The following is a 23635-nucleotide window of genomic DNA, read 5'->3' as shown; positions in this document are numbered from 1 at the left end:
CAACGGAAAGAAGCCTGGTTCGCACATTTTAGATTTCAGGAAGGCGGGGAGGGATGGCCGCCGCCGGGGAGCAGCTCGGTGATGAAAGCGGAGAAACTGGAACTTCTTTCGCCGGCCAGGACGGCCGACATCGGCATCGAGGCGATCCGGCACGGAGCGGACGCCGTTTACATCGGCGGCCCCCTGTTCAGCGCCCGCAGCGCGGCCGCGAATTCGATCGCCGACATCGCCCGGCTCTGCGAGTTCGCCCACCATTACCGGGCGAGGGTCATGATGGCCCTCAACACCATCCTTCGCGACAGCGAGCTCGAGGCGGCCTCAAGGCTCGCCTGGCAGGCCTGGGACGCCGGGGTTGACGCGCTCATCGTGCAGGACATGGGGCTTCTCGAGTGCGATCTGCCCCCGATCCAGCTGCACGCTTCCACGCAGTGCGACATCCGCACGCCCGAGAAGGCGAGGTTTCTGGAGGCGGCGGGCTTTTCCCAGATCGTGCCCGCGCGGGAGCTCTCGCTTGCCCAGATCGAAGCGATCCACCGGGCCCTTACGAGCGCCCGGATCGAATACTTCATCCACGGGGCGCTTTGCGTGAGCTACAGCGGCCAGTGCTACGCCAGCGAGGCGATGCGGGGCCGCAGTGCCAACCGCGGCTCCTGCGCCCAGATCTGCCGCCTGCCCTTCGAAGTGCGGACCGAGTCGGGCGAAGTGCTCGCCGAGCGCTCGCACGTGCTTTCCCTGAAGGACAACGACCAGAGGTCGAACCTGGAGGCCCTCGCCGCCGCGGGGGTCCGCAGCTTCAAGATCGAGGGGCGGCTCAAAGACATGGCCTATGTGAAGAACGTGACCGCCTATTACCGGAAGCTTTTTGACGCGCTCCTTGACAAGCACCCGGAATACGCGCGGGAAAGCGAGGGGAGGGCGGTCTTCTCCTTCGAACCGGATCCGGCCCGAAGCTTCAACCGCGGCGGGACCGATTATTTCATCCACGGGACGAGGGGCCGCATCTGGGACTTCGAGACGCCCAAAAACGCGGGACAGCCGATCGGGCGCGTCAGGCGCGTAGGCGAAAAGAGCTTCACCGTGAAGACGCGCGAGGCGCTGCACAACGGCGACGGACTCACCTTCTGGCTTGAAAACGGCGAGCTCTCGGGGCTGCTCGTGAACAGGGCTGAGGAGCTGCAAAGCGGCCTCTGGGAGGTGTTCACGCGGGAGCGGCCAAAGGGCATCAGGGGCCTCAAGGCAGGGCTCGACCTGATGCGCAACCGCGACACCGCCTGGTCGAAGCTGATGGCGGGCGACACCGCTTCGAGGGACGTCCCGCTTGCCGTGAAGGCGACCGTGACCGAAAAGGCCGTGCGGCTGCATCTTGCCGATCCCGAGGGGATCGAAGCGGAGGCCCTGGCCTCCGGGCGGTTCGAGCCCGCGAAGAACCCGGAGCGCGCAGCCGCCCAGGCGAAAGCGTCTCTTGCTAAATTCGGGGGCACGGGCTTTTGCGCGGCCTCGGTCGACATCGAGTGGGACGCGCCGCGGTTTCTGCCCGTCTCGATCCTGAACGGGCTGCGCCGCGAGGCGGCAGGGCTCCTCGAGCAAAAGCGCCGCGAAGCCTACAGGCGGCCCGAGCGGGCCCGGCCCGAGCCCGGAGCGCGCTTTCCCGAGCCCGAGCTCGACTACCACGCCAACGTCGAAAACGAGCAGGCGGTGCGCTTTTACGGGCTGCACGGCGCTCGCGTCACGCAGATGGCCTTCGAGAAGGGCGGAGTCACGGGCGAGGTGGAGCTCATGCGCTGCAGGCACTGCGTGCGCTACGCGCTGGGGCTTTGCCCCAAGGAAGCGAAGAAAAGAGGCGAGAAGATCCGGCCGGAGCCGCTTTACCTGCGCTCGGGGGACATTGAGCTCAAGGCCGTCTTTCACTGCGGGCCCTGCGAGATGTCGCTGCTCGGCAAGAGGCGCGCCCCGGCCTCCTGCCCCTGAAAAAAAATGACCTAAGGGGCCGGTTTCCTTATAGGTTCACCTCAATTTCACGGCGTACGGCCTCAGCAGAAAAGGGTAATCTCATCAGCAGAGGGCGAAAGCGCCTTTGCTTAAAAACAATTGAAGGAGGTAACCGATGGACAAGTCAAAGTGTCTCGTGGATGTCGACCGCTACAGGATCGAGCCCGGAACCCGGGTCGACCTCACGAAGCGGCCGACCGCGTGCGACGTGAAGATCGACCGGGCGAAGGTTGAAAAGGAGCTTTTCCCGAAAGTGATTCTGAAGCTCCAGGACTATCAGGAAAAGCTTTTCGCTCAGAACACCTACGGGCTCATTCTGGCGCTGCAGGCGATGGACGCCGCGGGCAAGGACGGGACGGTGAAGCACGTCTTCGGGCCCCTGAACCCGGCGGGCGTGAAGGTGGTTTCCTTCAAGCAGCCCACGAGCCTTGAAAAGGACCACGACTACCTCTGGCGCTTCAACGTGAACCTTCCCTCGCGCGGCGAAATCGGGATCTTCAACCGCTCGCAGTACGAGGACGTGGTGACCGTGAGGATCCACCAGCTCCTCAAGGACAGCGGCCTGCCGCCCGAGCTCGTGAACGAAGACATCTGGAAGCAGCGCTACGCCGACATCGCCGCCTGGGAGAAGCACCTCGCCCACAACGGCTTTCCGATGGTGAAGATCTTCCTGCACGTTTCGCGCACCGAGCAGCAGCGGCGGCTCGCCGAGCGGATCCTGCGCGACGACAAGAACTGGAAGTTCTCGATGTCGGACCTCACCGAACGGCTCTACTGGAACGACTACCAGAAGGACTATGCGGAAGCGATCGAGGCCACCTCCACGAAGGAGGCCCCCTGGTACATCGTGCCGGCCGACGACAAGTGGTACACGCGCTACGTGGTCTCCCTCATCACGCTCGAAGCGCTCGAGGCGATCAACCCCCGCTTCCCGGAGCCGAACGAAGAGACGAAGAAGAACATCGAGCAGATGAAGAAGCTGCTCGAGCTCGCGGCCGAAAGCGATTCGACGGATCTGGCGAAATTGAAGGCCCACTTCGGCAAAGCGATCTGAGGGATTTGGATTTGTGAATGAAGGGCTCCCGGCACTTCCCCTTGCAGGGGGGAAGAGCCGGGAGCCTTTTTCCTGAACTCCCGGGGTTTCTAGTCTTTAAGACCTAAACTCCCGGTTAACTGATCCCTAACGCAGGACTTTAGGCGGGAAGGGCACCGACAGAAGCAGCGAGAGAAAATCCCGCTGCTTCTTCGTTATGGGCCGCGTCACCCAGGCATTGCCGCTGGGGCGTTTGTCCGCCTTGATGCACCTTAGCTTTGCCAGCAGGCAGTCAATCGAGTTGTGCGGGAGAGAGACTCCCGGAGCAGCACAGTCGCGGGCCCGCTTCAGCATCATGAGCCTGATGGCGGCGGCCAGAGTGCAGATGAACAGCTTTCCAATGTACCCGGTCTGCGAGCAGCGCAGACGGTCTCCGTCTACCTGGTTCTTGAACTGGTTGAAGTCGAGTTCGACCCGTCCCCTCAGGCGATAAGCCCAAAGAGCGCGGAAGGGATCCTCTTCCTCATTGGTCCGCAGAACAAACATGCCGGCATAGCGGCAGGCGTCCCGCATTGCGTCATCTTTCCTGACCCATCTCAGCGCTCCGTTCCTGCCAGAGACCTTTTCTACAAAGCGCCCGCAGCTTCTCCACAGGTCATCGGGCCGCCTGCCGCCTTCATTGAGGATGTCCAGCAGATCCTCGATTCTGGCCGCCAGCTGCTTCATCTCAAGCTCATCTCCTCCCGGAAAGCGGTAAAGGTGGACGTAGACCGGTTTTCCAACGGGGCCGAAATCCGTATTCCGGGTCCAGTCTTCCTTGATCGTCCTTGCGTACACCTCGAGCCTGGGGTTGTAGAAGCTCACGTCGCGCAGAGACGCGCTGTAGCGGTCAAGCGCACGCAGGACTGAGTCTTCGGCCCTGCGGACGCCTTGAATGAAGCGCAGCTCGAGATCGAGCATCTTCTGCACGTTATAGAGGCTCCCATAGCCTCGGTCCGTCACAAGAACCGTGTCTTCAAGGTCAAATCCGGCGCTTTTCATCCGGTAAAGAATGTCGCTCAGGGCGGTGACGTCATTGACGGAGCCCGCATAGGCATGCGCATAGGCAATGTCGCCGGTGGCCTGGTCGCAGACAAAGGTGTAGTTGATCTGCCTGAGCTCTGGATCGCGTTTGGCATGCCCGAATTCAGCATCATCGATGGTAGTCGAGTACGTGGAGACGGAAGTGTTGTCCAAGGCGTAAAAAGTCTTCTCCTGCCGGCTTCTCGCCTGCTCGAGAATCCTCTGGTGCCGCAGGGCAAAGTAACTCTCGACATTCTTCTGCTTCACGCTTTCCATCAGTTCGCTGATGCGCTGGGAGCTGAGCCGGCTGCGGGTCTGGAGGTAAACGTTGCGCCGCCAGTCCTCGCAGGCGGCCATTGATCCCCCGTTGTCAAGCTTGTAAATGGCAAGCGCCAGCAGGTCATTGGCATCGTCTCCGAAGACTGCTTTCAAATCGCTGCGCATCCCGGATTGATCGGCAATGGACTCGGCCGCCCAGGTCACGCCGGCGCTGAGCGTCTCATCCAGCTCCGGATCTTCCTCTGGCTTGGGTCCGGGTGCGGCCGGAAAGTCCTGCCGGTAGGTCACTTCATCCACGAGGGTTTTGTCGACTCCGTAAAAGAAGTCACCTTCGGCATAGGCGGGAAAATCAGCCAGGAAGCGCTTCCCAAACGACACTCTGCCATCCTCATGCAGCCGCCCCGCATAGCGTTTCGCGCTGCGGCGGGACTGCTTTTTCACTGGATCCCAGCGTGTCTGATAGGCATAGACGTAAGAAAGTCCTTGGGCGTTTGTTTCAACAGTGAAATGCCATCTGTCAGGGTTGTTTCGGCGCATGGGACAGCCTTTATGATCATTATTAATAAAATATGGATCATTTTACATTATAAAAGAAAACTCCACAATTTCTTTTTCAAAGAAATCACGGAGTTATCAACTTTAATAAGAGGTTGTTTGACTTACGTCATCCTTTTTCTTGATCAGTTAAATGGGAGTTTGGGTTTAAGAACCCTGGGAGGAACGGGCAGACCAAGCATCGTGAACAAATCACGATGCTTTTTTGCTAACTGCTGGCTGACCCATTTGTTGTGAGTCTTCAACTTCGTGGCCTGGACGTTCCTGAGTTTGGCCAGTGCGAGGGTCAGGGAATTGCCCGGGAGCTTCAGATCAGAATTGCTTTGAGTCTGAGCCCTCGCACTGAAGGACATCCTGGTCCTGAGGGTCTGCGCGAGGATGTAAATGAACAGCCGGCCGATGTAGGTGCTGTCCGTCGAGCGGATCCTGTCGCCGTGGATTTCGTTTTTAAACTGGTCAAAGGACTGCTCGACCACATTCCTTTCCCGATAAATTTCCAAAGCGGCGAAAGGATCCGCAATCTCATTGGTGCGGATGACAAAGCAGCCGTAATAGCGCGTTTCCTTTTCGATTGCTTCGTAGTCAGGCTTCCATACCGGACGTCCTGAGTCATCCTTTGTGCAGGTCAGAAAATTTTTAACGTCCTGCCAGGCCTGGCTGTCGACAGAACGCCCTTCATTCTTCTTTTTCAAGGCTTTCTCGATGGCCTTGAGCAGGTCAAAAGATTCCTTTGCTGCCCGGATGTTGTTTCTGTAGAGATGGAGGGCAACCTTGACGTCCTGGCGGTTGGAGCGCCATTCGGCGTCAGGCGCGGTGACGGCGGCAACCTCCAGCAGGCCGGACTGGCAGGCAGGTTTTTCAAAATCCTTCCTGTGTTTGTCAAACTTTCGTTTGACCGAGTCCTCGACGACCCGCACGCCCTGGACGAACCGCAGGTTCAGCTCCAGGGATTTCTGGGTGTTCATGATGCTGCTGTAGCCGCGGTCCGTGACAAGGAGCATCTTGTCCAGTTCAATGCCTTCGTCCCGCATCTGAAAAAGGATTTCACGGAAAGAGGCCGCGTCATTGATGGACCCCTCGTAAATGTGGGCGAAGACTGCCTCTCCGGTGACGTAGTCGCAGACGAAGGCGAGATTGACCTGCCTGAGTTCCGGGTTCTGTTTGGCATGACCGTAGGCGGCGTCTCTGATCGTCTCGGAGTAGGTGGAGATGCTCGTGCTGTCCAGCGCCAGCATTTGCGGCGGGACATAGCTGCCGGGCTTGAGCGAGGCTTTGATCAGGGCGCTGCGCTGCCGGGCTTCCTCGGCAGAGCGTTTGAAGCGGAGCTTGAAATAGGCCTTGAGCTTGTCGCGGTCCACCTGTTCCAGAACTTCGGAAATTCTCTGGCTGGACAAAGGCCGGGCCCCCGGCAGATAAACCCCTGAGAGCCAGTCGCTGTAGAGCATCATGGCCTGGCCGGCGTCGAACTGGAAGATGGCCAGATCCATGAGCTTTTCAGCAAGATCCGCGCCAAACACGGACTTCAGGTCATCCCTGATGCCGTGGAGAATGCAGTATTCCCGGGCCGCCCAGGTGCAGCCCATGGAAACGGTCTCGTTCTGCTCCCAGCCTTCATCGGAAGCCGGTTCCTGCGGCTCCGCTTCTCCGACGTCCTGTGCGCTGACCAGTGAGTTTCCAGCCCAGTACCAGTCCCTGCCAGCGTATTCCGGATGAAGGGCAAGAAAGGCTTTTCCCACACGGACTTGGCGGGTCTGCGGATCCAGCCTGCCGACATGATGCCGCTCCGCAATGCGCGACTGATGTTTCTTTGGATCCCACTTGTTGCGGTAGGTGTAGACATAGGTCCTTCCCTGTTTGTCCGTGTAAGTGGAAAAGTTCATTTTGCCGGAGGCGTTTTCAGAAGAATCCATGGCGATAGCATGTTTTTATTAATTATAGACTATGATACCATAAAATAAATACCCCGGCAAATTCAAATCATTGAATTTCCGGGATATTTGAAATTAATTTGGCCTGAGTTTGTCCTGCGTCAACCCCTTCTGGAGCTAGGATCGCGGGAGTTTCCGCTTTTTGCGAGGCTTCTCTTTTACGCTTCGCGGCCTGCGAATTGATCGAGCTCCTTGAGCCAGCTCTTTTCCAATCAGGGCCTGAGGAGCAGGAGCCGAAGAAGGACAAAGAAAGCAAGCCTGCTCTCGCCCTGGTCTGCGATCCTGATCAAAGCCCAAATGAGGCAGAGGAGGCAGGCCGCTTCTTCGGGATTGCCCGCGCCGTCCCTTTCGCAGATCTCGAGGGCCTTCTTCCAGAAGGCTTCCGGGACGCCCGCCCCCCGGCTCTTAAGCCAGATCTCCAGGTCCTCTGCGGACTGGAGGCTTTGGGCGAGCTCACGCTCCCAGCCCTCCTCGAGGGCATCGTCCGGAAAGCTTCTCTGATCGGACGGGTTCTCCGAGGAACGGTCTTCGCAGGGGGAGGCAAGTTCTGCTTCGATTTCGGCGGTATCAAGCAGCGCCCTCTGTCTCAGCAGCGTCGCCCCGCGGGGTTCGCTCGTGAGGATTCCCCGCATCTCAGCTTCCGGCCTCTCGGACACTTCCATCTGGGGCACGCGGATCATTTCCGGGAGCGCCCCGCCGGAGGCGCGCTTTTCCTCTTCCGTGCGCTCCCGAACGAGCACGAGGCTCGTGCAGGGCGTGAGAAGGCTCTCCTGTTCGGCAAACGCCTCCTGCTCTTCGGAGTCGGTGATCTCCTCGAAGCGGACGCGGGCCGCGGCCCGCCGAAGCTCCGGGCCTGTGGCTTCCGCCCAGGCCTCGGGGCGCGCGCTCTGCTTTTTGCCTTCAGAGTCACGCCAGGCAAGGCTGGGCAGCGCCGTGGGCCGGTCAGAAAGCCACCCAAACAGCGTGACGCTGTCGTTTAAGAAGAGTCCCTGGGGGGGCGAGGCCCACACGAGCGCGGGGTCGCGCCAGGAAAGGGAGGGCTTTCCCGCCGCGGGAAGCCGCATGCGGGCGACGAGCCTTCGCACAGGCTCCCGCATGTCTTCAGTGGGCGAGGCCGCTTCATAAGAGCCGCCGGAAGAGAGGGCGAGGCTTCTCAAGACGGACTCCGCCGGGGCAGCCCCGATCCCGAGCGCGAATATCCTCATCCCGGAGCGGTCGGCGAGGGCCTTGAGTTTGTCGCTGTCCCAGACTTCGCCGTCGGTGATGAGCAGCACGTCCCGGGGGCCGAGCTCCTGCACGCGCTCGAGCGCGGCCTCCATCTCGGTGCCGCCCAGGTCCGCCTCGATCGAGCGCACGGCGGGAAGGTAGTCCCGCCTTGAAAAGACAGACGTAAAGCGCGAGGGCTTCGGAATCAGGACTTCCGTGGCGCTCCCGAAGCGGCTCAACGTCACACTGTCGCGATCCGACAGGCACTCGGTGAGGGCGGCGAGCGCCTCCTGCGCCTTGAGGATCGAGACGCCTTCCATGGAGCCCGAGCAGTCGGCCAAGATGCTGAAGGCGGCGGGCTGCGAAACGAGCTTTCCGGAGGCGGGGGTGAGGGTCACGCAGGCGGCGCACCCGTCCCCATCCGCCGCGAACCAGGCCCCGTTCACGGGCGGGACGTCAGATAGCAGGAGGATCAAGTCGCTGTCCGCCTTCGCGCCGGTGATCCTCACGACGGTTGAGTCTTTGCCCGGGGAGACCGCCATCCGGTGGCCGGGTGCGGCGATGGTCGCCGCGGCAAGGGGTCCGGTGAGCGTAAAGCGCGCCTCCGCCCGGTAGGAGGCGAGGACGTTCGTCTCCACCTGCTGGTGCGGAAGGAGCGGTTCCTCACTGCCGTCCCTGCTGTAGCGGGGCGCGACCACGGTGGGGATCGCAATACGCACCGTGCCGGACAGCCAGTGAAGCGGCAGCACGGCCTCGATTTCCACGAGCGCGTCTTCGCCCGGGGCGATGTTGCCGAGGTTCGCCGTCAGAAGGCCGTCGTCGGCGTACTCCACCATCGCGGCCGAGTCGCCGTTTTCCACGGCGTTTTCGTAGGTTTCCTCGGCTTTGGAGCGCTTCATCGCCCGGGCCGTCCTGCGGATGCCGCCAAGAGTGGCGGAAAAGCTCACGACGGCCGCCTCGATCGGCACAGGAAAGGTGTAGACCGCCTCAATCGGCCCGCGGCCCTCGTTTCTGTAGCGCTGCGTGCACTTGAGATGAAGGAGGAGCCCCGTGTTTTCCGCCTCCCAGGCGAGGCTCGTAAGGGGGACCGGAGTCCCTTCTCTTGTGACAAGGCCGGGTTTCATTTCATCCATCATCTTGAGTTCTCCTTCATTGCGCGGACTGCCGCGGGGGGCTCGCTCCCTTCTTCCTCTTTTGCGGCGGGGGTGCAGGGTTTCTCCGCCTCCCGCGGGGCGCTCGCGGCCAGCGCCGATTCATAGGCCTTCACCACCGCCTGGACGAAGCCCCGGAAGGCTTCGCCCGAGAGCTCGCAGGCCTTCGGGTCGCGAAGGATCGAAAGGCCGCGGCCCACAGCCACCTTGGAAATAAGAGACACGGTGCCGGGCGCGGGGTCTGCGGATTCGCCCCCGCCTTGCCCGGCCTCCATCCGGAGCTTGATTTTTTCAAGCGAGAGCCCCTCAGAGGCGAGCCTCTGGACCTGCAGCAGCTCCTCCAGGTGCCTCGCGGTGTACCAGGCCCCCCGCTTTTCGCCGCAGGGGCGCGAAACCAGCTCGATCTGGATGTAGAAGCGGATGGTCCGCTTCGGGATCAGCGTGAGCTGCGAGAGTTCGTCCAGTGAAAATTTCCTCTGCATGGCAGCCTCCTCTGAAAAGCATCATATTACTGTCATAAATTACTGTCAAATAATTTAGGCCTGCTTCTCTTTGAATAATTGGGAAAACCGTACTGAATGAGAGTGAGTATTAATCCACCTGAAAAGAAAAAAGTTCTTTAAAAAGACATCGTTATTACATTAATGAATAGCGATGAGGGCTGATTATTTACTCACTTTTTACTGGATCTCATCGTCAGAAGTGGGTATGATGGGCGCAGTCTTTTGTAGCAGTTAATAAAAACACCAGAAACCTTTAAGGTATAAAAATGACTGGGATTTCTCGTCGCAACCTGTTCAAGACCGCTGCCCTCACGGGCGCAGCGGCTGCCGCCGCTCCGGCGGTCCACGCGGCTCCGGCCGCCCGCCCCGTCCACGAGGGCTATCCCGCCGCCGCAAAGAGCGCGGCCCTCTGGCCCGAGGAGCTTCCGGAGTCCAACCTCGGCCTCACCGGCACCTTCAACCTCGGCAAGTCGCAGCTGAACGACGGCACCTCGATCACCGCCTTCCGCTGGGGCGTCGTGCGCCCGGTGGTGAAGGGCGGCAAGATCGTCGCCTGCATGCCGTTCGAGCATGACTACGCGCCCTCCGTGAACCTGCAGGGCCTGGCCGAGCTCCCGTACTCCTCCGCCCGCATCCGCTACCCGATGGTGCGCGAAGGCTATCTGAAGAACGGCTCGGCCTCGCGTGAACAGCGTGGCCGCGACAAGTGGGTGCGCGTCTCCTGGGACCAGGCCCTGGACCTCGCCGCCAAAGAAATCAGGCGCGTTTACGACACCTACGGCCCCTCCGCCGTGTACGGCTCCTCCTACGGCTGGTACAGCACCGGCAAGATCGTCGCCTCCGTCCCCTGCATGCAGAGGCTCCTCAACCTGATGGGCGGCTACATCGGCAAGAGGAACAGCTACTCCACCGCCGCCATCAACACGATCATGCCCTACGTCGTGGGCACGGGCGACCCGCGCTGCACGTCCTGGGACGTCGTGGTGAAGAACTCCGAGCGCGTGGTGCTCTGGGGCTGCGATCCGCTGGTGACGAACGACATCGACTGGTTCACGACCATTCACAACTACGCGGGCTACTTCCGGGCGCTGAAGAAGAAGGGCACGAAGACCTTCTCCGTGAACCCGATCATGACCGACACGGCCGAGTACCTGGGCTCCGAATGGATCGCCCCGAATCCCGGCACCGACGTCGCGATGATGGCCGCGATGATCTACGAGCTCGAGTCGACCGGCAAGGCCGATCACGCCTTCCTCGAGAAGTACACCTACGGCTGGCCGCAGCTACGCGCCTACATCTTCGGGGCGGAAGACGGCGTGAAGAAGACTCCGGAGTGGGCCGAGAAGATCTGCGGCGTGCCGGCCGCGAAGATCCGCGCCTTCGCCCACGAGCTGCAGGAGCACCGCACGATGCTGATGTTCGGCTGGGGCATCCAGCGCGAGGACTTCGGCGAGCAGCCCCACTGGATGATGGTGGCGCTCGCCTCGGTGCTGGGCCAGATCGGCCTGCCCGGCGGGGGCTTCGGCACCAACTACCATTACAGCTCCGACGGCTCTCCGCTTTCGAACGCCCCCTTCATGCCGCAGATTCCGAGCAACGTGAAGCCCGTGCATCCCTCGAAGCTGCCCTGGAAGGGCAGCAAGGTGCTTCCGGTCGCCGCGATTTCCGACTGCCTGCTGCACCCGGGCAAGACCGTCGACTACGACGGCAAGAAGGTGACCTATCCTGAGGTCCACCTCGTGATGTGGGGCGGCGGCAACCCGTTTGCCCACCACCCCGACACGAACCAGGTGGCCCGCGCCTTCAGGAAGCCCGACACCGTGATCGTGACCGACTACGTCTGGACCGCGACCGCGCGCCACGCCGACATCGTCTTCCCGGCCTGCACGGCTTTCGAGCATCCGGACATCACGAACATCGGCACGTACTCGAACGACGGCTTCGTCGCGATGCACCAGACGATCGAACCGCAGTGGGAAGCGAAGAACGACTATGAGATCTATTCGCTCCTCGCGAAGAAGCTCGGGATCGAAAAGGAGTACACCGAAGGCCGCACGGTGATGGGCTGGATCCGCAAGGTCTACAACGACACGAAGAAGACGGGCGACGCGATCGGCTCGCCGATGCCCGACTTCGACACCTTCTGGAAGAAGGGCTACCTGCTCTTCGACGTGTCGGAGAAGAACCGCAACTACGTGATGTTCGAGGACTTCAGGAAGGATCCTGAGAAGAACAGGCTCTCGACCGAGTCCGGCAAGATCCAGCTCTACTCGCCCAAGATCGCCTCCTACAAGTACGACGACTGCAAGCCGCATCCGACCTACTTCGTCGCGACCGAAGGCGTTGCGCACGCGACCCGCGACTACCCGCTCGCCCTCATGGCCTGCAAGAGCCGCTACCGCATGCACAGCCAGCTCGACTGCACGAACACCCGCTCGCGCGCCGCGATCGAGGACCGCGAGCCGCTCTGGATCAATCCGAAGGACGCGAAGGCCCGCGGGATCAAGAACGGCGACCTCGTGCTGGTGCAGAGCCGCCGCGGCAAGGTGCTCGTGGGCGCTCTGATCACCGAGCGCATCATCCCGGGCGTTGTGGTGCTGCACCACGGCGCTTGGTACAACCCGACGCAGACCGCCCAAGGCGAAGTCGACGTGCGCGGCAACTCGAACACCCTCGTGCTCGACAAGCCCACGTCGAAGCTCGCCCGCGGCAACCTCGCTTCCACCGCGAACGTACAGGTCTCGCTCTGGAAGGGCGCGGTTCCGCCGGTTACGGTCTACAACCAGCCTGACCGCGTGATCAGGTAATCTAAGGACAGCGCCTGGCGGTAGCCAGGCTTCAAGTCAAGTCCTTGGCTAGGCCCCACTCCTATTCAGGAACGGGGCCTTTTCCATGTCTCTGCTGAAGAGTCGGGCAGTTAAAGACCTGGCAGTGCCCCGGACGGAAAAGCCTTGGCGAATAGCTGCTAAACCAGGAACCAGTCTGCTCACAGGATCTCACGATCCGGTATGTTCTGTTTAGATAAGTTGTATTTTTTTGTAGAATGCCTCTCATATTGGTATTGGGCTTGGCAAGAAGGGAGTGAAAATGGCTATGGTTAAGGGCGGCGCCAAAATTGAAGTCACAGTGGATAAAAGCCCAAGAAATATTTCCCACCAAAACAACATCAAATTAGATGTCTCTATTTCGCCTTTCCCGCCATTGGCAACTGATGAAATAATTAAAAAGCTCGCTCTTGTTTATGTAGCTAAGAATTTGGCGTGGAAAGAAGAACCGCCCTCGGATTCTAAATTAAGGTCTGTTCAGGAATTGCAAATTGACAATTACTATCCTGATGCAGTGGCTAAATACAATCAGATTTTGAAAGCTGGGATAGATAATAAAACAAAAGAAATTGAAAAGCTTGCGGATGATATCAAACAAAATGACAACAATGCCAGAAACATTCCAAAAATGTTTGATATTGAAGGCCAAAAGATATTAGATCAATATGAACACTTCTTTGATAAGGAAAAAAAAGAATTAGAGGCCGCTGAAAAACAATTCTATGATTTCAGAGAAAAATATCATATTACAAGGCCTGCTGGAAAATCTCGCAATTTGAAGGATGGATTGCTTACCTTTGCAATATCTGCATTTCTGGTCGTAATAGAGTCTTTTTTTAACGCAAGCCTTTTTTCAACAAACTTAGAAGGCGGCTTGGTTGCCGGCGCAGCCATGGCTTGCTTTTTTTCTATATTTAATGTAGGTGTTTCATTTGGATTTGGAAAGTTTATTGTTCCGCATTTTAATATAAAGACCGGCCCCTGGAAATATATAACCCCGCTGTTCACGGTTGCGTGGATTGCTGCTTTACTTTTTTATTCGTTGATGGTTGGGCATTATAGGGACTGCCTCCAGATGGATATAGACAGGCCGGAAGTGGTGGCGTTAAATGCGTTGGCTTCGTCCCCATTCCAATTGTCAGATATTTTTAGTTTTCTTTTATGTTTCCTCACAATTATTGTGGGATTTTGTGCGGCATACGATGGCTTTAAATCAAACGCAGACCCTTTCCCAGGGTATTCAGAATTGTCTGAAAAGAGAAATAGAGCCTTGCAAAAGTGGAATAAATTTGCTTCAAAACGTCATAATCTTATAGAAAATAAATTTAATGAGTATTCAAACAAACTGCAAAATTATTGTTCTACTGTTTCTGGGGCGACCGGGAACCTTCGCTTGTGCATTCAAGATAAAGAATTGATATTTACTCAATATCAGTCTGCTTTAGCTTCTGCCAGGGCCGCTGTCATAGCATTGATTCAAAAATTCAGGGCTGTAAATGCAAGTGAACGAAAAACAAAACCTCCCGTTTATTTTTCTTCAACCGACGGGATCCTTTTAAAGGCCAATGAAGTGCAAGCTCCTGACATGAATTTAGATTACAAAATTTATGCGGAATGCCAGGCGATGTCGAAATCCTTGGATGATGACTTGCCGGCTATAAAGCAGGAGCTTTTGGAAAAATATCAGCTTTTGCTTAAATAAAACAAATTAGCATTGAAAGGGGCTTGAATACCATGAGCAATGAAAATGATCCGTTTGAATCAATTGACGATAACCAATCCAACAACAAAACATTTGCCATTGTTTTATTACTGACAATCACATGCATTTTAGTAGTCGCTGCTGTATATCTTTATTTTTCCCATAAAACCGTTGATTCCACGTTCGGTTGCCCTGTGGTCAATGGAGAGCCGACGCCGGTCGGGCATACGATAGTTCTCGTAGATGAAACTGATCCTTTAAGCCCAATACAGGCAGATTTTTTTAAAGTCCAAATGGAGCAACTCGTCAGAAAACAAATGAAGGACGGGGAGTTGTTGAGCCTTTATAGCATCAGCGGAGATCCCAACAGCAATCGCCGACCTCTGATCGAAGTCTGCAAGCCGCGCGACGGTTCTGATGCCAACCCTTTAAATGAAAACGAAAAACTGATGAAAAAACGGTTTTACGAAAAATTTGCCAAGCCGATAGACAAACTCATTGAGAAATTGACCAGTAAAAAAGAACCAGAAAAAATATCCCCTATTATGGAAACGATACAATTTGCTTCTGTAAATTCTCTAAGAAAATGGAATGTGAGAGGAGAGCGCAAGCTTTTGATTTTTTCAGATATGCTACAAAATACAGAAGGCTTTTCACTTTACCGGGGAACTCCATCTTTTACGGCTTTTGAAGGGAGCCCCTATGCTTCAGAAACAAAAGCTTATCTCCCAAATGTGGGGGTGCAGCTTTATTACTTTGTCAATGATCCTAGACTGCAGACCAAAAGCAATCTGGCATTTTGGGAGCAATACTTTTTAAAAGATGGCGCAACTGTTGATTCAGTAATTCCTGTCGGAAAATAAAAATGAAAATTAAATTACCAAAAAAAACAGAGGATAATAACCCAAACCTATTGCCTCCATTTTTAAAATGGGTTTTTATGGTCATCCTTGCCCTGAAAATAGGCTCGGCCATACTTGCCTGGTTTTTAAATGAACCTTGGAGCCTGGGTTTCTGGGTTCCTTTGGGATTCATGTCTGTTTATTTGGTTTATGGCGCTTTAGCAGTCAGAAACAAAAGCTACCAAGTCAAGACAGTTTTTGGTGATAGCTGCTACTACCTGGGCTTTGTATTCACCATTGCTTCCATCATCCTTGCAATGGCTGATTTCGATTCAGTCCATGTTGACATAGGGAGCATTGCCATACGTTTTGCGGCAGCAATGGTTACCACTGGTGTGGGCATGGCCTTTAGGATCTATTACGTCACCTTTGGTCAAGAAGAGGACAAGCTTGCCGGATTTTTATCTGAAAGCCTAGGGGAGAAAACAGAATTCAGGAAACCAGAGCCTGTGGAAGTCTCCTCTTCTGACCCCACGACCATAGTGATACAAGCAACCGCCCATAATTTGAGGGAACTCAATGCAGTGCTTGTGGAATCGGTAAATGCGTTCAACAGGACAAGAGCAGACATGCTTTCTTTGTCTGGAAACATTCAGGGCAGCCTTAAGCAGTCAAATGCCGAAACCTTGGCTGCTCTCAAAAGCATGAAGCAGCAGGTCGAAAAATTGATGGGTGAGACTTCGCAGGCTTTTCAAGATAATCTTGACAGCCAATTTGAGGCTAGCAGTGAAAATAACAAAAAGTTGATGGAACAGCAGCAGGAGTTTTCTTCGGGCGTTAAAAAGACTATAGAAAGCAGTGCGGCAGGGATGGTGGAATCCTTTGCTGAGACTCGGGCGGCTCTTTCTGCTCAGATTTCCCAACTGGCTAGGCAGGTGAAGAGAAGTGATGAAAACATGGGAAAGGCAGCAGACAGCTTGTTGAATGCGGCTGATGGCTTAGCTCAAAAAATGAATTCTGACGCCGTTTCTGAGGCTATTTCAAAACTGACTTCTACCTTGGGACAGGGAACTCTGGAAGCATCGAAGGCTGCCAAGGCATTTTCAACGGAAGTTTCCAACACCAGGGTAGACCTGAGCCCAATTGAAAAATCCGCCCAGGCGGCCGGCATGTCCATCCGCGCAAGCTCACAGGGGCTGGCTGATGCTATAGATAAATTTACCGCTTCACTGGAAAGAGCAAAGTCGCTGGAACAGCTGTCCAATTATTCCGAAGACATCAAACATTCCTTGCAGGCGGTAACCCAAGAGGCGCAGGCCCTTAAGGATCAGACACGGACGATCAATGAGAGTTTGAATGGTTTTGAAGATAAGGCGCAGGCGATAGCCTCCAGTGCAGACAAAGTTGCTGAAGAGCTTCATAAACCGTTTTTTCGCAGATTCTTTAACTAAAAGATGGATATCCGAAAGAAAGACTCGACTTTTTCTCTGTCCCTGACGGAAATAGCTTTCACGCTTTTGCTTTTGCTAGTCATGCTGCTGGGGGTGCTGCTTTTAAATAAGTCGGAGCAGCTTGACAGATGCGTTGGCAGCGCTTTTTCTTGCGTCTGCCCAACCAAACCGGGAGATGAAGCTATTGACCCCTTAAGCCATTGCGAGAAATGCGTGTCTGTGGTATTGGGTACTTCGCCAGAAGAATCTCACCAGATTATTGATTTAGGAAAAAATATTCTGGCGGCCTGGCAAAGTACGCATAAAGAGGGCATCGCCGGCCCCGAATTTGAAAGGTTCAGGACTGATGTAATCGACTATGTCAAAATTCGGGCTAAAACCCTTCAAAAGGAATCAACTCCCGCTCCTCAGGATGATTCAAAGGTTCCGCAAACTCTGAGCGAATGCAAAAAGACTCTGGAGGGGGTTAATTCCAAACTGAAATACTGCAAGCGGGCAGGCCTGGATGTTCCTCCCTGCTGGCTTACCCAGGAGGGGCGGCCGCAGTATCTGTTTGAAGTCACGCTTCTGCCTGAAAACAAGGTGGTCATTAACAGGGCCTGGCCGGAAGAAAGGCAGCAGCAGGTTGATCGGATTCCTTCAATTGAAGCGTTGAAACCCTTGTTTGGCGAGCCGATTCCGATGGGCAGGTTCCTGCCTATAGAAGAACGCATACTCCAATATTCCAAAACGGCGGATGAAGGTCAGGCGTGCCGGTATTTTGTGCGGCTGCGCAATCGGATCCCTGATTCAGACTCGGCTGTAAAGGCCAGACACCAGATAGAACATGGCTTTTATAAATATGAAATACGTTGATTGCGCCAGCTGCATAAGTTTCAAGGATCTCTGAAATGAAAACGGAAGAGCCATCCATCCAAGAAAAAAAACAGGCTGTCAAGTCCTTTTTGTCTTTTGCCGGCGAATTTTCAAAATTACGGGAACACGCCGTTTTACGGCTGGATAAGTATGAATGGTCGCTTTATCCCGATAAAATTGATCCTTCTTTGCAGGGAATAAAGTTATGGTCTGGCAGGGAGGATGACGATGTGCTGCTGTCCGTTGAACGACAACAGTTTCCGAAGCCCCCGTCTCCATCCGTTGAACTTGAGAACTGGATAGATGGAGACTGGCGCAGTCCAAACTGGAAGAAGACTTTTAAACCCTCGAAGGATGAAGTCTCTTTTGAGGAAAATCCTTCACGTGTGGAAGAACGGGATAAATGGCTGAAGGCTTATTCGGTATGGCAGTGCAATTACCTGCGTGCCTCCGAGGCTAACAAGTATTTCGATCGGCTCTATTCTGTTGCCCAGCTTATAGAATCAAGCGGTATGAGGTTAATGGCCTGTGCCGGTTCGATACTATTTGTGTCTGATGACGCACATGGTTCAATTTACCATCCGATTGATGTCCAGGCGGTTAATTTTCATCTCGATACGAGTGGGAAAAACCCACGCATCTTTTTAACACGGAGCACAGAAGAAAAGCCGGTTTTTAGGACTGATATTTTCAGTGCCATAGAGAATGCAGATTTTCACCTGGATGGCTGCGCTGGTCTGAGGGCTGCCCTCCAAGATGGCCTCATACATCCATTTGATCCAGGTGAATTTATCAATGATTTTAAAAAGTTTGCCAACTCTTTTTCCAAAAACAGTGCTTGGATGGAAAAAGATCCGGATTTCCAATCGAACATTTTTTATGGTTTGATGCACCGCCCTGCGATTTGGGTCCAAAATCGCCCCTCCGGAGTTGAAGAAGCCGTCCGGGGCTTTCTTGATGGATTTGATAAGGGACGGGCGGAAATCCCGCAATTTTTAATTGATTTGACTTCAGGCTTAAGTGAACGTAAACAGTCTGAAGAGCAAACCGGAGTTGCAGACGAAGATAAGACATGGTGCGAAGACTCGGGTTTTGACGAGAAAATCTTCCTAACCAAACCGGCCAACGCTGAGCAGCTGAGAATTGCCAGGTTGCTCGAACGCAGCCCAGGTGTGCTTGTTCAAGGGCCGCCGGGAACAGGAAAGACCCACACCATTGCCAATGTAATCGGGCATCTTCTGGCAACAGGAAAAAAAGTTCTCGTCACAAGCCAGAAGCCGCAGGCTCTTGCTGTACTGAAAAGTAAATTGCCAGAAGCTTTGCGCCCCCTGTGTATTTCTGATACCGGAGACAAAAATGACATACAGGATACTGTCCGCGATTTTACGAATAGAGTTTCTGAACTGGAAAGCGTTCCTTCCCTGCTGGAAAAAAAGATCCAGCAAGACCTGTCTGCCCGACACGATCTAATACAGGAGCTGAGGGAAAAACAAAAAAAATTATTCGCATTGGCTCACCAGGAAGTAGGCACTCAGGTTTTTGATGGAGAGAGCTGGTCAATTTCAGACCTAGGAAAATGGCTTCATGAAAATGAAAATCTGGCAAATAAGATCCCTTTTCAGGCTGTCGGAACATCGGACCATTTCCCGTTAACGGATAATGAATTAAAAGAGCTGTATGGAACGGCTTCTCAATTGCCTCGGGAAGCAGAAAAATTATTGTGCAGGCCGTTGCCCCAAGAAGCAGATCTCCCCGCCACGCAAAGCATTTTTACCTTGCACCAGCGCCTGAAGGTCATAGCTGAAAAAATAAATAGCTTAAATGTCAGGCTGGCTGTGGAGGGAAGTGATGCCCTAAGCGAGGAAGCAGTTAACAAATATGATTTTCCGGGTTTCTCTGTTTGCGTGCCTTCAAGGGCGCTGCAGGCTCTTATTCGGCTGAAGCCGGTAATTTCAAACCCTGCTTTACGTCTGCCTCCTGATCATTGGGCCCGAAAAGCAGCTGCTGCCGGAATTATGGGTGGTGGTATGGCTGCACAATGGGAAAGTCTGTCGGGCGCTTTGAAAAAGGTATGCGAAGCTGCGACCCAATACAGTCTGGTCGCCAACACACTGCCTGTTCAAATCCATGACTCGTCTCAGTTGCCAGTAATCCTGAAGGCTATGGATGAACTGTCTCAAGCTGGGTTGGAAGGGGAGCCCAATTTTCTGAATAAGCTGCTGCATAGGAGCGCCTATGCAGCTCTTGATGCAGTCAAGGTGAACAAAAAGTCGCCAAGGACGAATCAGGAATTTGAGGCGGTCCGTCTATATGCAGATCTCATGAGCAAGAGAGAGTCTGCCAGGAGGCTGTGGTCTTTGCTGATAGAAAAGGGAGGGGACGGTCCCGCTTATGACGACTTCGGAGCTGAATATCCTGAGTTTGTTATTTATTCCCAGGTTCTCCCTCTGTTGGACCAAGCCATAAAATGGTGGCCTGACCAAGTAGTCCCTCTGGCAAAAAAATTACTTTCATTAGGCCTGAAGGCAGATATTCTGTCCGAATCGCAGAGCCTGATACTGGAACCGGACAGATTCGTTGTCCAATTTGACGATTTTGTATTTAAATCTCTATCTATCATTGTTGAAATAGAAGAGTGTCGTTCTAAAGAACGGGAATTTCGCGCGCAATTAAATCATGCCGCTGACAGTGTTTTAAAAAACTCTTCGCAGAGTCCTCTGTTGCCTGCCTTAGCGGATGGCATCCTCCATGACGCCAATGCATACCTGAAAACAGTTAGCCGTGTCCGTAGCCTTGCTCAACTAGTTCCTGTGGCGGAAAGGCGAAAATCATTGCTAGTGAAGCTTGAGCAATGCGTGCCCGAATGGGCCTCGGCACTGCGTGAACGCCGTCCAGGATTCGACGAAAATAGTGAATGTCCTGAACAAATCCAGGATGCTTGGAAATGGTTGAAGCTGAATAACATTTTTAAGCAGTACTTGCTTCAAAATCCCGATGTGCTCCAACGGGATATAGAAACTTTGTCGGATCGGTTCAGGCAGCTGACTTCTAAGTTAGTCAGCGAGATGGCGTGGTCCCATACCGTCGGTGAAGTTAGCGGGACCAAAAAAATGCAGAAGCTTGTCGCTTGGCTGCAGATCGTGAAAAAAATTGGGAAGGGGACGGGAAAAAATGCTGAGAGGTATCGGGCTTGCGCGAGGGAAACTATCAAAGACTGTGGGGATGCGGTCCCTGTCTGGATTATGCCGATTGGAAAGGCACTAAATGCTTTTACCTTAAAAAATCAGTTTGATGTGGTCATAGTGGACGAGGCCAGCCAAAGCGACATCACTACAGCTCCTGTACTCGTCCTAGGTAAAAAAGTGCTTATTGTCGGTGATGATGAACAGGTTTCACCTCTGTCCATTGGGGTGAAAGAGGAATCGTTTAAAGGGCTGGTGGACCAGTTCCTCAAAGGGCGGGTTATTAACTGGAGGAGTTATTTCCCTCAGACCTCGTTATACGATTTAGCGAAGACTACCTGCAAACCCTTGATGTTGAGAGAGCATTTCAGGTGTGTTCCGGAAATCATTGGTTTCTGCAATCAGCTTTCATATGGCGGGAATGTTCTTCCGCTTCGGGATGCCTCAATGTCCAGGCTCAAGCCGGCTATTGTCCCATGGCGAGTGGATGGGGAGCGCCGCCCGGACGACTCCAATATTGCAGAAGCCCATGCCATTTCAAAGATCATCCAGGCTTGTATTCAGCAGCCTGAATATGACGGGAAAACGTTTGGGGTCATAGTCATGATCTCAGGTGCTCGGCCTTCCAAAGGCCAGGTTGCCTGCGTCAACGACTGCCTGCTTGAAACGGTGGGCGCAGGGGTCATGAAAGAGCGCCATATTCGAGTGGGATTGTCCGCAGACTTTCAGGGCGATGAGAGAGATGTCATTTTGCTGTCCTTAGTGGATAGCCCTGCCAGTGACGGCGCTGCGCTAAGAACTGTGAGTGATGGGGCAAACAATTCGCAGAAGCAGCGTTGGAACGTAGCTGTTTCACGTGCTCGGGACCAGCTTTGGCTGGTGCATTCTTTTGACCCCAATACGCAATTGTCTCAAAAGGATATCCGCAGGAAGTTATTTGAGTGGGCCTCGGCACCATGGGATGAGAGGATTTCCTCCAGCATTGAGACAAAAGCAGATTCTCAATTCGAAATAGATGTTGTCAAAGCCCTGTTGAAGCGTGGTTACTCCGTCGAGCAGCAGCATCACGCAGGGAATTTCTTCATTGATATTGTTGTCCGTTGCGGAGGGAAAAAGATCGCGCTTGAATGTGACGGAGATGCGTGGCATTCGGATGAAGACCAGATAGAAAATGACCTGAAGCGTCAGGCAATTTTGGAGCGCATGGGCTGGAAATTCATCCGCTTGAGGGGCGGTGAGTTTTACAGAGATCCTAAAGCAGCAATTGACCGGGTATGTAATCAGTTAAACGAACAGGAAATTTTCCCGTTCCATGAGATAAAGCAGCCTGCCCAAACGACTGAGCTTTTGGAACGTATTAAAGCTGCGGTCAGCCTTCTGGACAATAAGGATGAAAGTCCAAATACTCTTGCCAATGTGCAAATTGAAGAAAATAAAGCCGTCGAAATAGGGCAACTAAATGAAAATCAAAATGCACAGAATGCTGTTTCCTGAAATAGGTGGAGGTGCGGATTTTAAATATTTCTTGACAATTGTTCGTAAGGCCATAGCATTTATTTCCGTTGGACCTTATTTTTTGGAAGGGACGAATTTATGTGTACGACGATTATTGTGGGCGAAAAGGCTTCGGCTGACGGCTCTTTCCTTCTGGCTCGCAGCGCCGACAGCAGCGCGCTCAAGGCCCAGCACTTTGTGATTCACGAGGCGGCGCAGCATCCCTCGGGCTCCATGTACCGAACGAAGGACCATCACGGTGCCACCGCCTTCGAGTATCCCTATCCCTTTGAGACGCTTCGCTACACGACGGTCCCCAACTGGCAGACGGGTCTGCACGGGGCTGCCGGGTTCAACAGCGAGGGCGTGGGCCTCACCGGCACGGAATCGATCTTCGCGCGCGACGACGCCCTGGCCTTTGATCCTTACAACACCGAGTCCGGCGTCACGGAAGACGACATCGCCGACGTCCTTCTCATGCAGGCCCGCAGCGCCCGCGAGGCCTGCGCGCTCCTTGGCCGCATCATTGAGGAGAAGGGCTGCGGCGAAGGCTTTGGGGTGGGCTTCATCGACGACCACGACTCCTGGTACCTTGAAACCGGCACAGGACACCAGTGGATGGCCCAAAGGACTCCGGCGGACTCCTATTTCGCCTCCGCGAACCAGGGGCGGCTGCGGGAATATGACCCAAAGCGCGACGACCAGATGGCTTCTCCCAGCCTGATGGAATTTGCGAGGAAGAACGGCCTCTGGAGTCCGGAAAAGGACGGCGCTTTTGATTTTTCCCGCGCCTATACCCGAGACGATGGGCGCGACCGCATCTACAACGATCCCCGGGTCTGGATCATGCAGAAGCGCTTCAATCCGTCGCTCGTGCAGGATCCGGCGGCGGGGCGCAGCTTCCCCGTTTATCTCAAACCCGAGCGGAAAATCACGCTCGAAGACTTGAAGGCCGTGATGCGCGACCACTACGAGGGCACCGAGCACGATCCCTATGATCCGGGCCTGCGCGGCGAGGAGCCCTGGCGCCCGATCAGCGTGTTCCGGACCTACGAAGCGCACGTGCTGCAGGTAAGGCCCTGGCTCCCTCGGGCGATCGGCTGCGTGCAGTACATGGCTTTCGGCATGGCAGACCTTTCCGTCTTCGTGCCTTATTACCAGGGTCTTAAGGCTGTCCCGCTACACTACGGCCTTGGCACCGACCACGCTGACAGCCTTTCCGTGTACTGGAAGTACCGGAAGCTGCAGACGCTGGTGATGACGGATTACACGAAGCTTGCGCCCGCAGTGAAGGCAGCGTTCAGGGATTTTGAAAAGACGACTGCCATCCGTCAGACGGCGATGGAGGAGGAATATCTGAAGCTCGCCAAGGTGGATCCCAAGCGTGCGGACGACCTTCTCAACAGCTTCAATCTCCGGATTCTGGCCGAGGCGGAGGAGCTTGCTGAGCGGCTCCTGAATGAAGCGTTTACGACTTTGACCGGTGAAATCCAGGAAAAGGTGTTCTTCAGGAACAATAAAAATAAGGATTAAGACGCAACTCGAAAAACCGAGGGTTTGCTTCCCTCGGTTTTTTTC

At 54.7% G+C, this 23635-nt stretch carries 13 protein-coding genes; 9 read left to right on the top strand and 4 right to left on the bottom strand.

What is annotated here, in order from left to right; translation table 11 throughout:
* The first annotated feature begins 81 nt into the window (after window positions 1–81).
* On the top strand, window positions 82–1968 hold the full coding sequence (locus tag MUN46_RS09325) for a peptidase U32 family protein (protein WP_243377536.1): 1887 nt from the start codon (window positions 82–84) through the stop codon (window positions 1966–1968).
* A 136-nt stretch (window positions 1969–2104) separates the two neighbouring features.
* Complete coding sequence (locus MUN46_RS09320) at window positions 2105–3043, top strand: PPK2 family polyphosphate kinase (protein ID WP_243377538.1); 939 nt, start codon at window positions 2105–2107, stop codon at window positions 3041–3043.
* Between the two features lie 126 nt (window positions 3044–3169).
* Here the strand turns inward: MUN46_RS09320 and MUN46_RS09315 are convergent, their stop codons facing one another.
* From MUN46_RS09315 to MUN46_RS09300, 4 genes are all read right to left on the bottom strand, one after another.
* Window positions 3170–4900 carry an IS1634 family transposase gene (locus MUN46_RS09315; RefSeq protein WP_285230558.1) on the bottom strand — a complete coding sequence of 577 codons (1731 nt, stop codon included), beginning with the start codon at window positions 4898–4900 and terminating at the stop codon, window positions 3170–3172.
* A 143-nt stretch (window positions 4901–5043) separates the two neighbouring features.
* Window positions 5044–6828, bottom strand: coding sequence for an IS1634 family transposase (locus tag MUN46_RS09310; protein WP_285230603.1), 1785 nt, complete (start codon window positions 6826–6828; stop codon window positions 5044–5046).
* 230 nt (window positions 6829–7058) lie between these two features.
* Entirely contained in the window at window positions 7059–9188 is a 2130-nt protein-coding gene (locus MUN46_RS09305) for a VIT and vWA domain-containing protein (RefSeq protein ID WP_243377662.1), read from the bottom strand.
* A complete protein-coding gene (locus MUN46_RS09300; protein WP_243377661.1) occupies window positions 9185–9685 on the bottom strand; it encodes a MerR family transcriptional regulator in 501 nt (166 codons plus the stop codon). Before MUN46_RS09300 ends, MUN46_RS09305 begins: the two co-directional genes overlap by 4 nt.
* Window positions 9686–9972: 287 nt before the next feature.
* Here MUN46_RS09300 and MUN46_RS09295 point away from each other — a divergent pair, with 287 nt between their 5' ends.
* The 7 genes from MUN46_RS09295 (at window position 9973) to MUN46_RS09265 (ending at window position 23590) form a co-directional block, all read left to right on the top strand.
* A complete protein-coding gene (locus MUN46_RS09295) occupies window positions 9973–12513 on the top strand; it encodes a molybdopterin-dependent oxidoreductase (RefSeq protein WP_243377660.1) in 2541 nt (846 codons plus the stop codon).
* Window positions 12514–12793: 280 nt separating this feature from the next.
* Window positions 12794–14233: a hypothetical protein gene (locus MUN46_RS09290; protein ID WP_243377659.1), complete on the top strand. Its 1440-nt coding sequence runs from the start codon at window positions 12794–12796 to the stop codon at window positions 14231–14233.
* Window positions 14234–14265: 32 nt separating this feature from the next.
* Window positions 14266–15096 (top strand): hypothetical protein, encoded by an 831-nt coding sequence (locus MUN46_RS09285; protein WP_243377658.1) that lies wholly within the window; start codon window positions 14266–14268, stop codon window positions 15094–15096.
* Between the two features lie 2 nt (window positions 15097–15098).
* Window positions 15099–16526: a methyl-accepting chemotaxis protein gene (locus MUN46_RS09280; protein WP_243377657.1), complete on the top strand. Its 1428-nt coding sequence runs from the start codon at window positions 15099–15101 to the stop codon at window positions 16524–16526.
* A gap of 3 nt (window positions 16527–16529) precedes the next feature.
* Window positions 16530–17381, top strand: coding sequence for a hypothetical protein (locus MUN46_RS09275; RefSeq protein ID WP_243377656.1), 852 nt, complete (start codon window positions 16530–16532; stop codon window positions 17379–17381).
* A gap of 35 nt (window positions 17382–17416) precedes the next feature.
* Window positions 17417–22057 carry an AAA domain-containing protein gene (locus tag MUN46_RS09270; protein ID WP_243377655.1) on the top strand — a complete coding sequence of 1547 codons (4641 nt, stop codon included), beginning with the start codon at window positions 17417–17419 and terminating at the stop codon, window positions 22055–22057.
* Between the two features lie 99 nt (window positions 22058–22156).
* A complete protein-coding gene (locus tag MUN46_RS09265) occupies window positions 22157–23590 on the top strand; it encodes a C69 family dipeptidase (protein ID WP_243377654.1) in 1434 nt (477 codons plus the stop codon).
* Window positions 23591–23635: the final 45 nt, after the last annotated feature.

The organism is Mesosutterella faecium, assembly GCF_022809315.2.
GTDB classification, from domain to species: domain Bacteria; phylum Pseudomonadota; class Gammaproteobacteria; order Burkholderiales; family Burkholderiaceae_F; genus Mesosutterella; species Mesosutterella faecium.
Note: the sequence above shows the minus strand (reverse complement) of the source record. Positions and strands in the feature narration are given on the sequence as shown.

What these genes read in the sequence shown, in the direction of transcription:
- MUN46_RS09285 (WP_243377658.1), top strand. Translation starts at nt 14,266, where the DNA reads ATGAGCAATGAAAATGATCCGTTTGAATCAATTGACGATAACCAATCC.
- MUN46_RS09310 (WP_285230603.1), bottom strand. Translation starts at nt 6,828, where the DNA reads ATGGATTCTTCTGAAAACGCCTCCGGCAAAATGAACTTTTCCACTTAC.
- MUN46_RS09295 (WP_243377660.1), top strand. Translation starts at nt 9,973, where the DNA reads ATGACTGGGATTTCTCGTCGCAACCTGTTCAAGACCGCTGCCCTCACG.
- MUN46_RS09275 (WP_243377656.1), top strand. Translation starts at nt 16,530, where the DNA reads ATGGATATCCGAAAGAAAGACTCGACTTTTTCTCTGTCCCTGACGGAA.
- MUN46_RS09265 (WP_243377654.1), top strand. Translation starts at nt 22,157, where the DNA reads ATGTGTACGACGATTATTGTGGGCGAAAAGGCTTCGGCTGACGGCTCT.
- MUN46_RS09320 (WP_243377538.1), top strand. Translation starts at nt 2,105, where the DNA reads ATGGACAAGTCAAAGTGTCTCGTGGATGTCGACCGCTACAGGATCGAG.
- MUN46_RS09300 (WP_243377661.1), bottom strand. Translation starts at nt 9,685, where the DNA reads ATGCAGAGGAAATTTTCACTGGACGAACTCTCGCAGCTCACGCTGATC.
- MUN46_RS09270 (WP_243377655.1), top strand. Translation starts at nt 17,417, where the DNA reads ATGAAAACGGAAGAGCCATCCATCCAAGAAAAAAAACAGGCTGTCAAG.
- MUN46_RS09290 (WP_243377659.1), top strand. Translation starts at nt 12,794, where the DNA reads ATGGCTATGGTTAAGGGCGGCGCCAAAATTGAAGTCACAGTGGATAAA.
- MUN46_RS09315 (WP_285230558.1), bottom strand. Translation starts at nt 4,900, where the DNA reads ATGCGCCGAAACAACCCTGACAGATGGCATTTCACTGTTGAAACAAAC.
- MUN46_RS09280 (WP_243377657.1), top strand. Translation starts at nt 15,099, where the DNA reads ATGAAAATTAAATTACCAAAAAAAACAGAGGATAATAACCCAAACCTA.
- MUN46_RS09325 (WP_243377536.1), top strand. Translation starts at nt 82, where the DNA reads ATGAAAGCGGAGAAACTGGAACTTCTTTCGCCGGCCAGGACGGCCGAC.
- MUN46_RS09305 (WP_243377662.1), bottom strand. Translation starts at nt 9,188, where the DNA reads ATGATGGATGAAATGAAACCCGGCCTTGTCACAAGAGAAGGGACTCCG.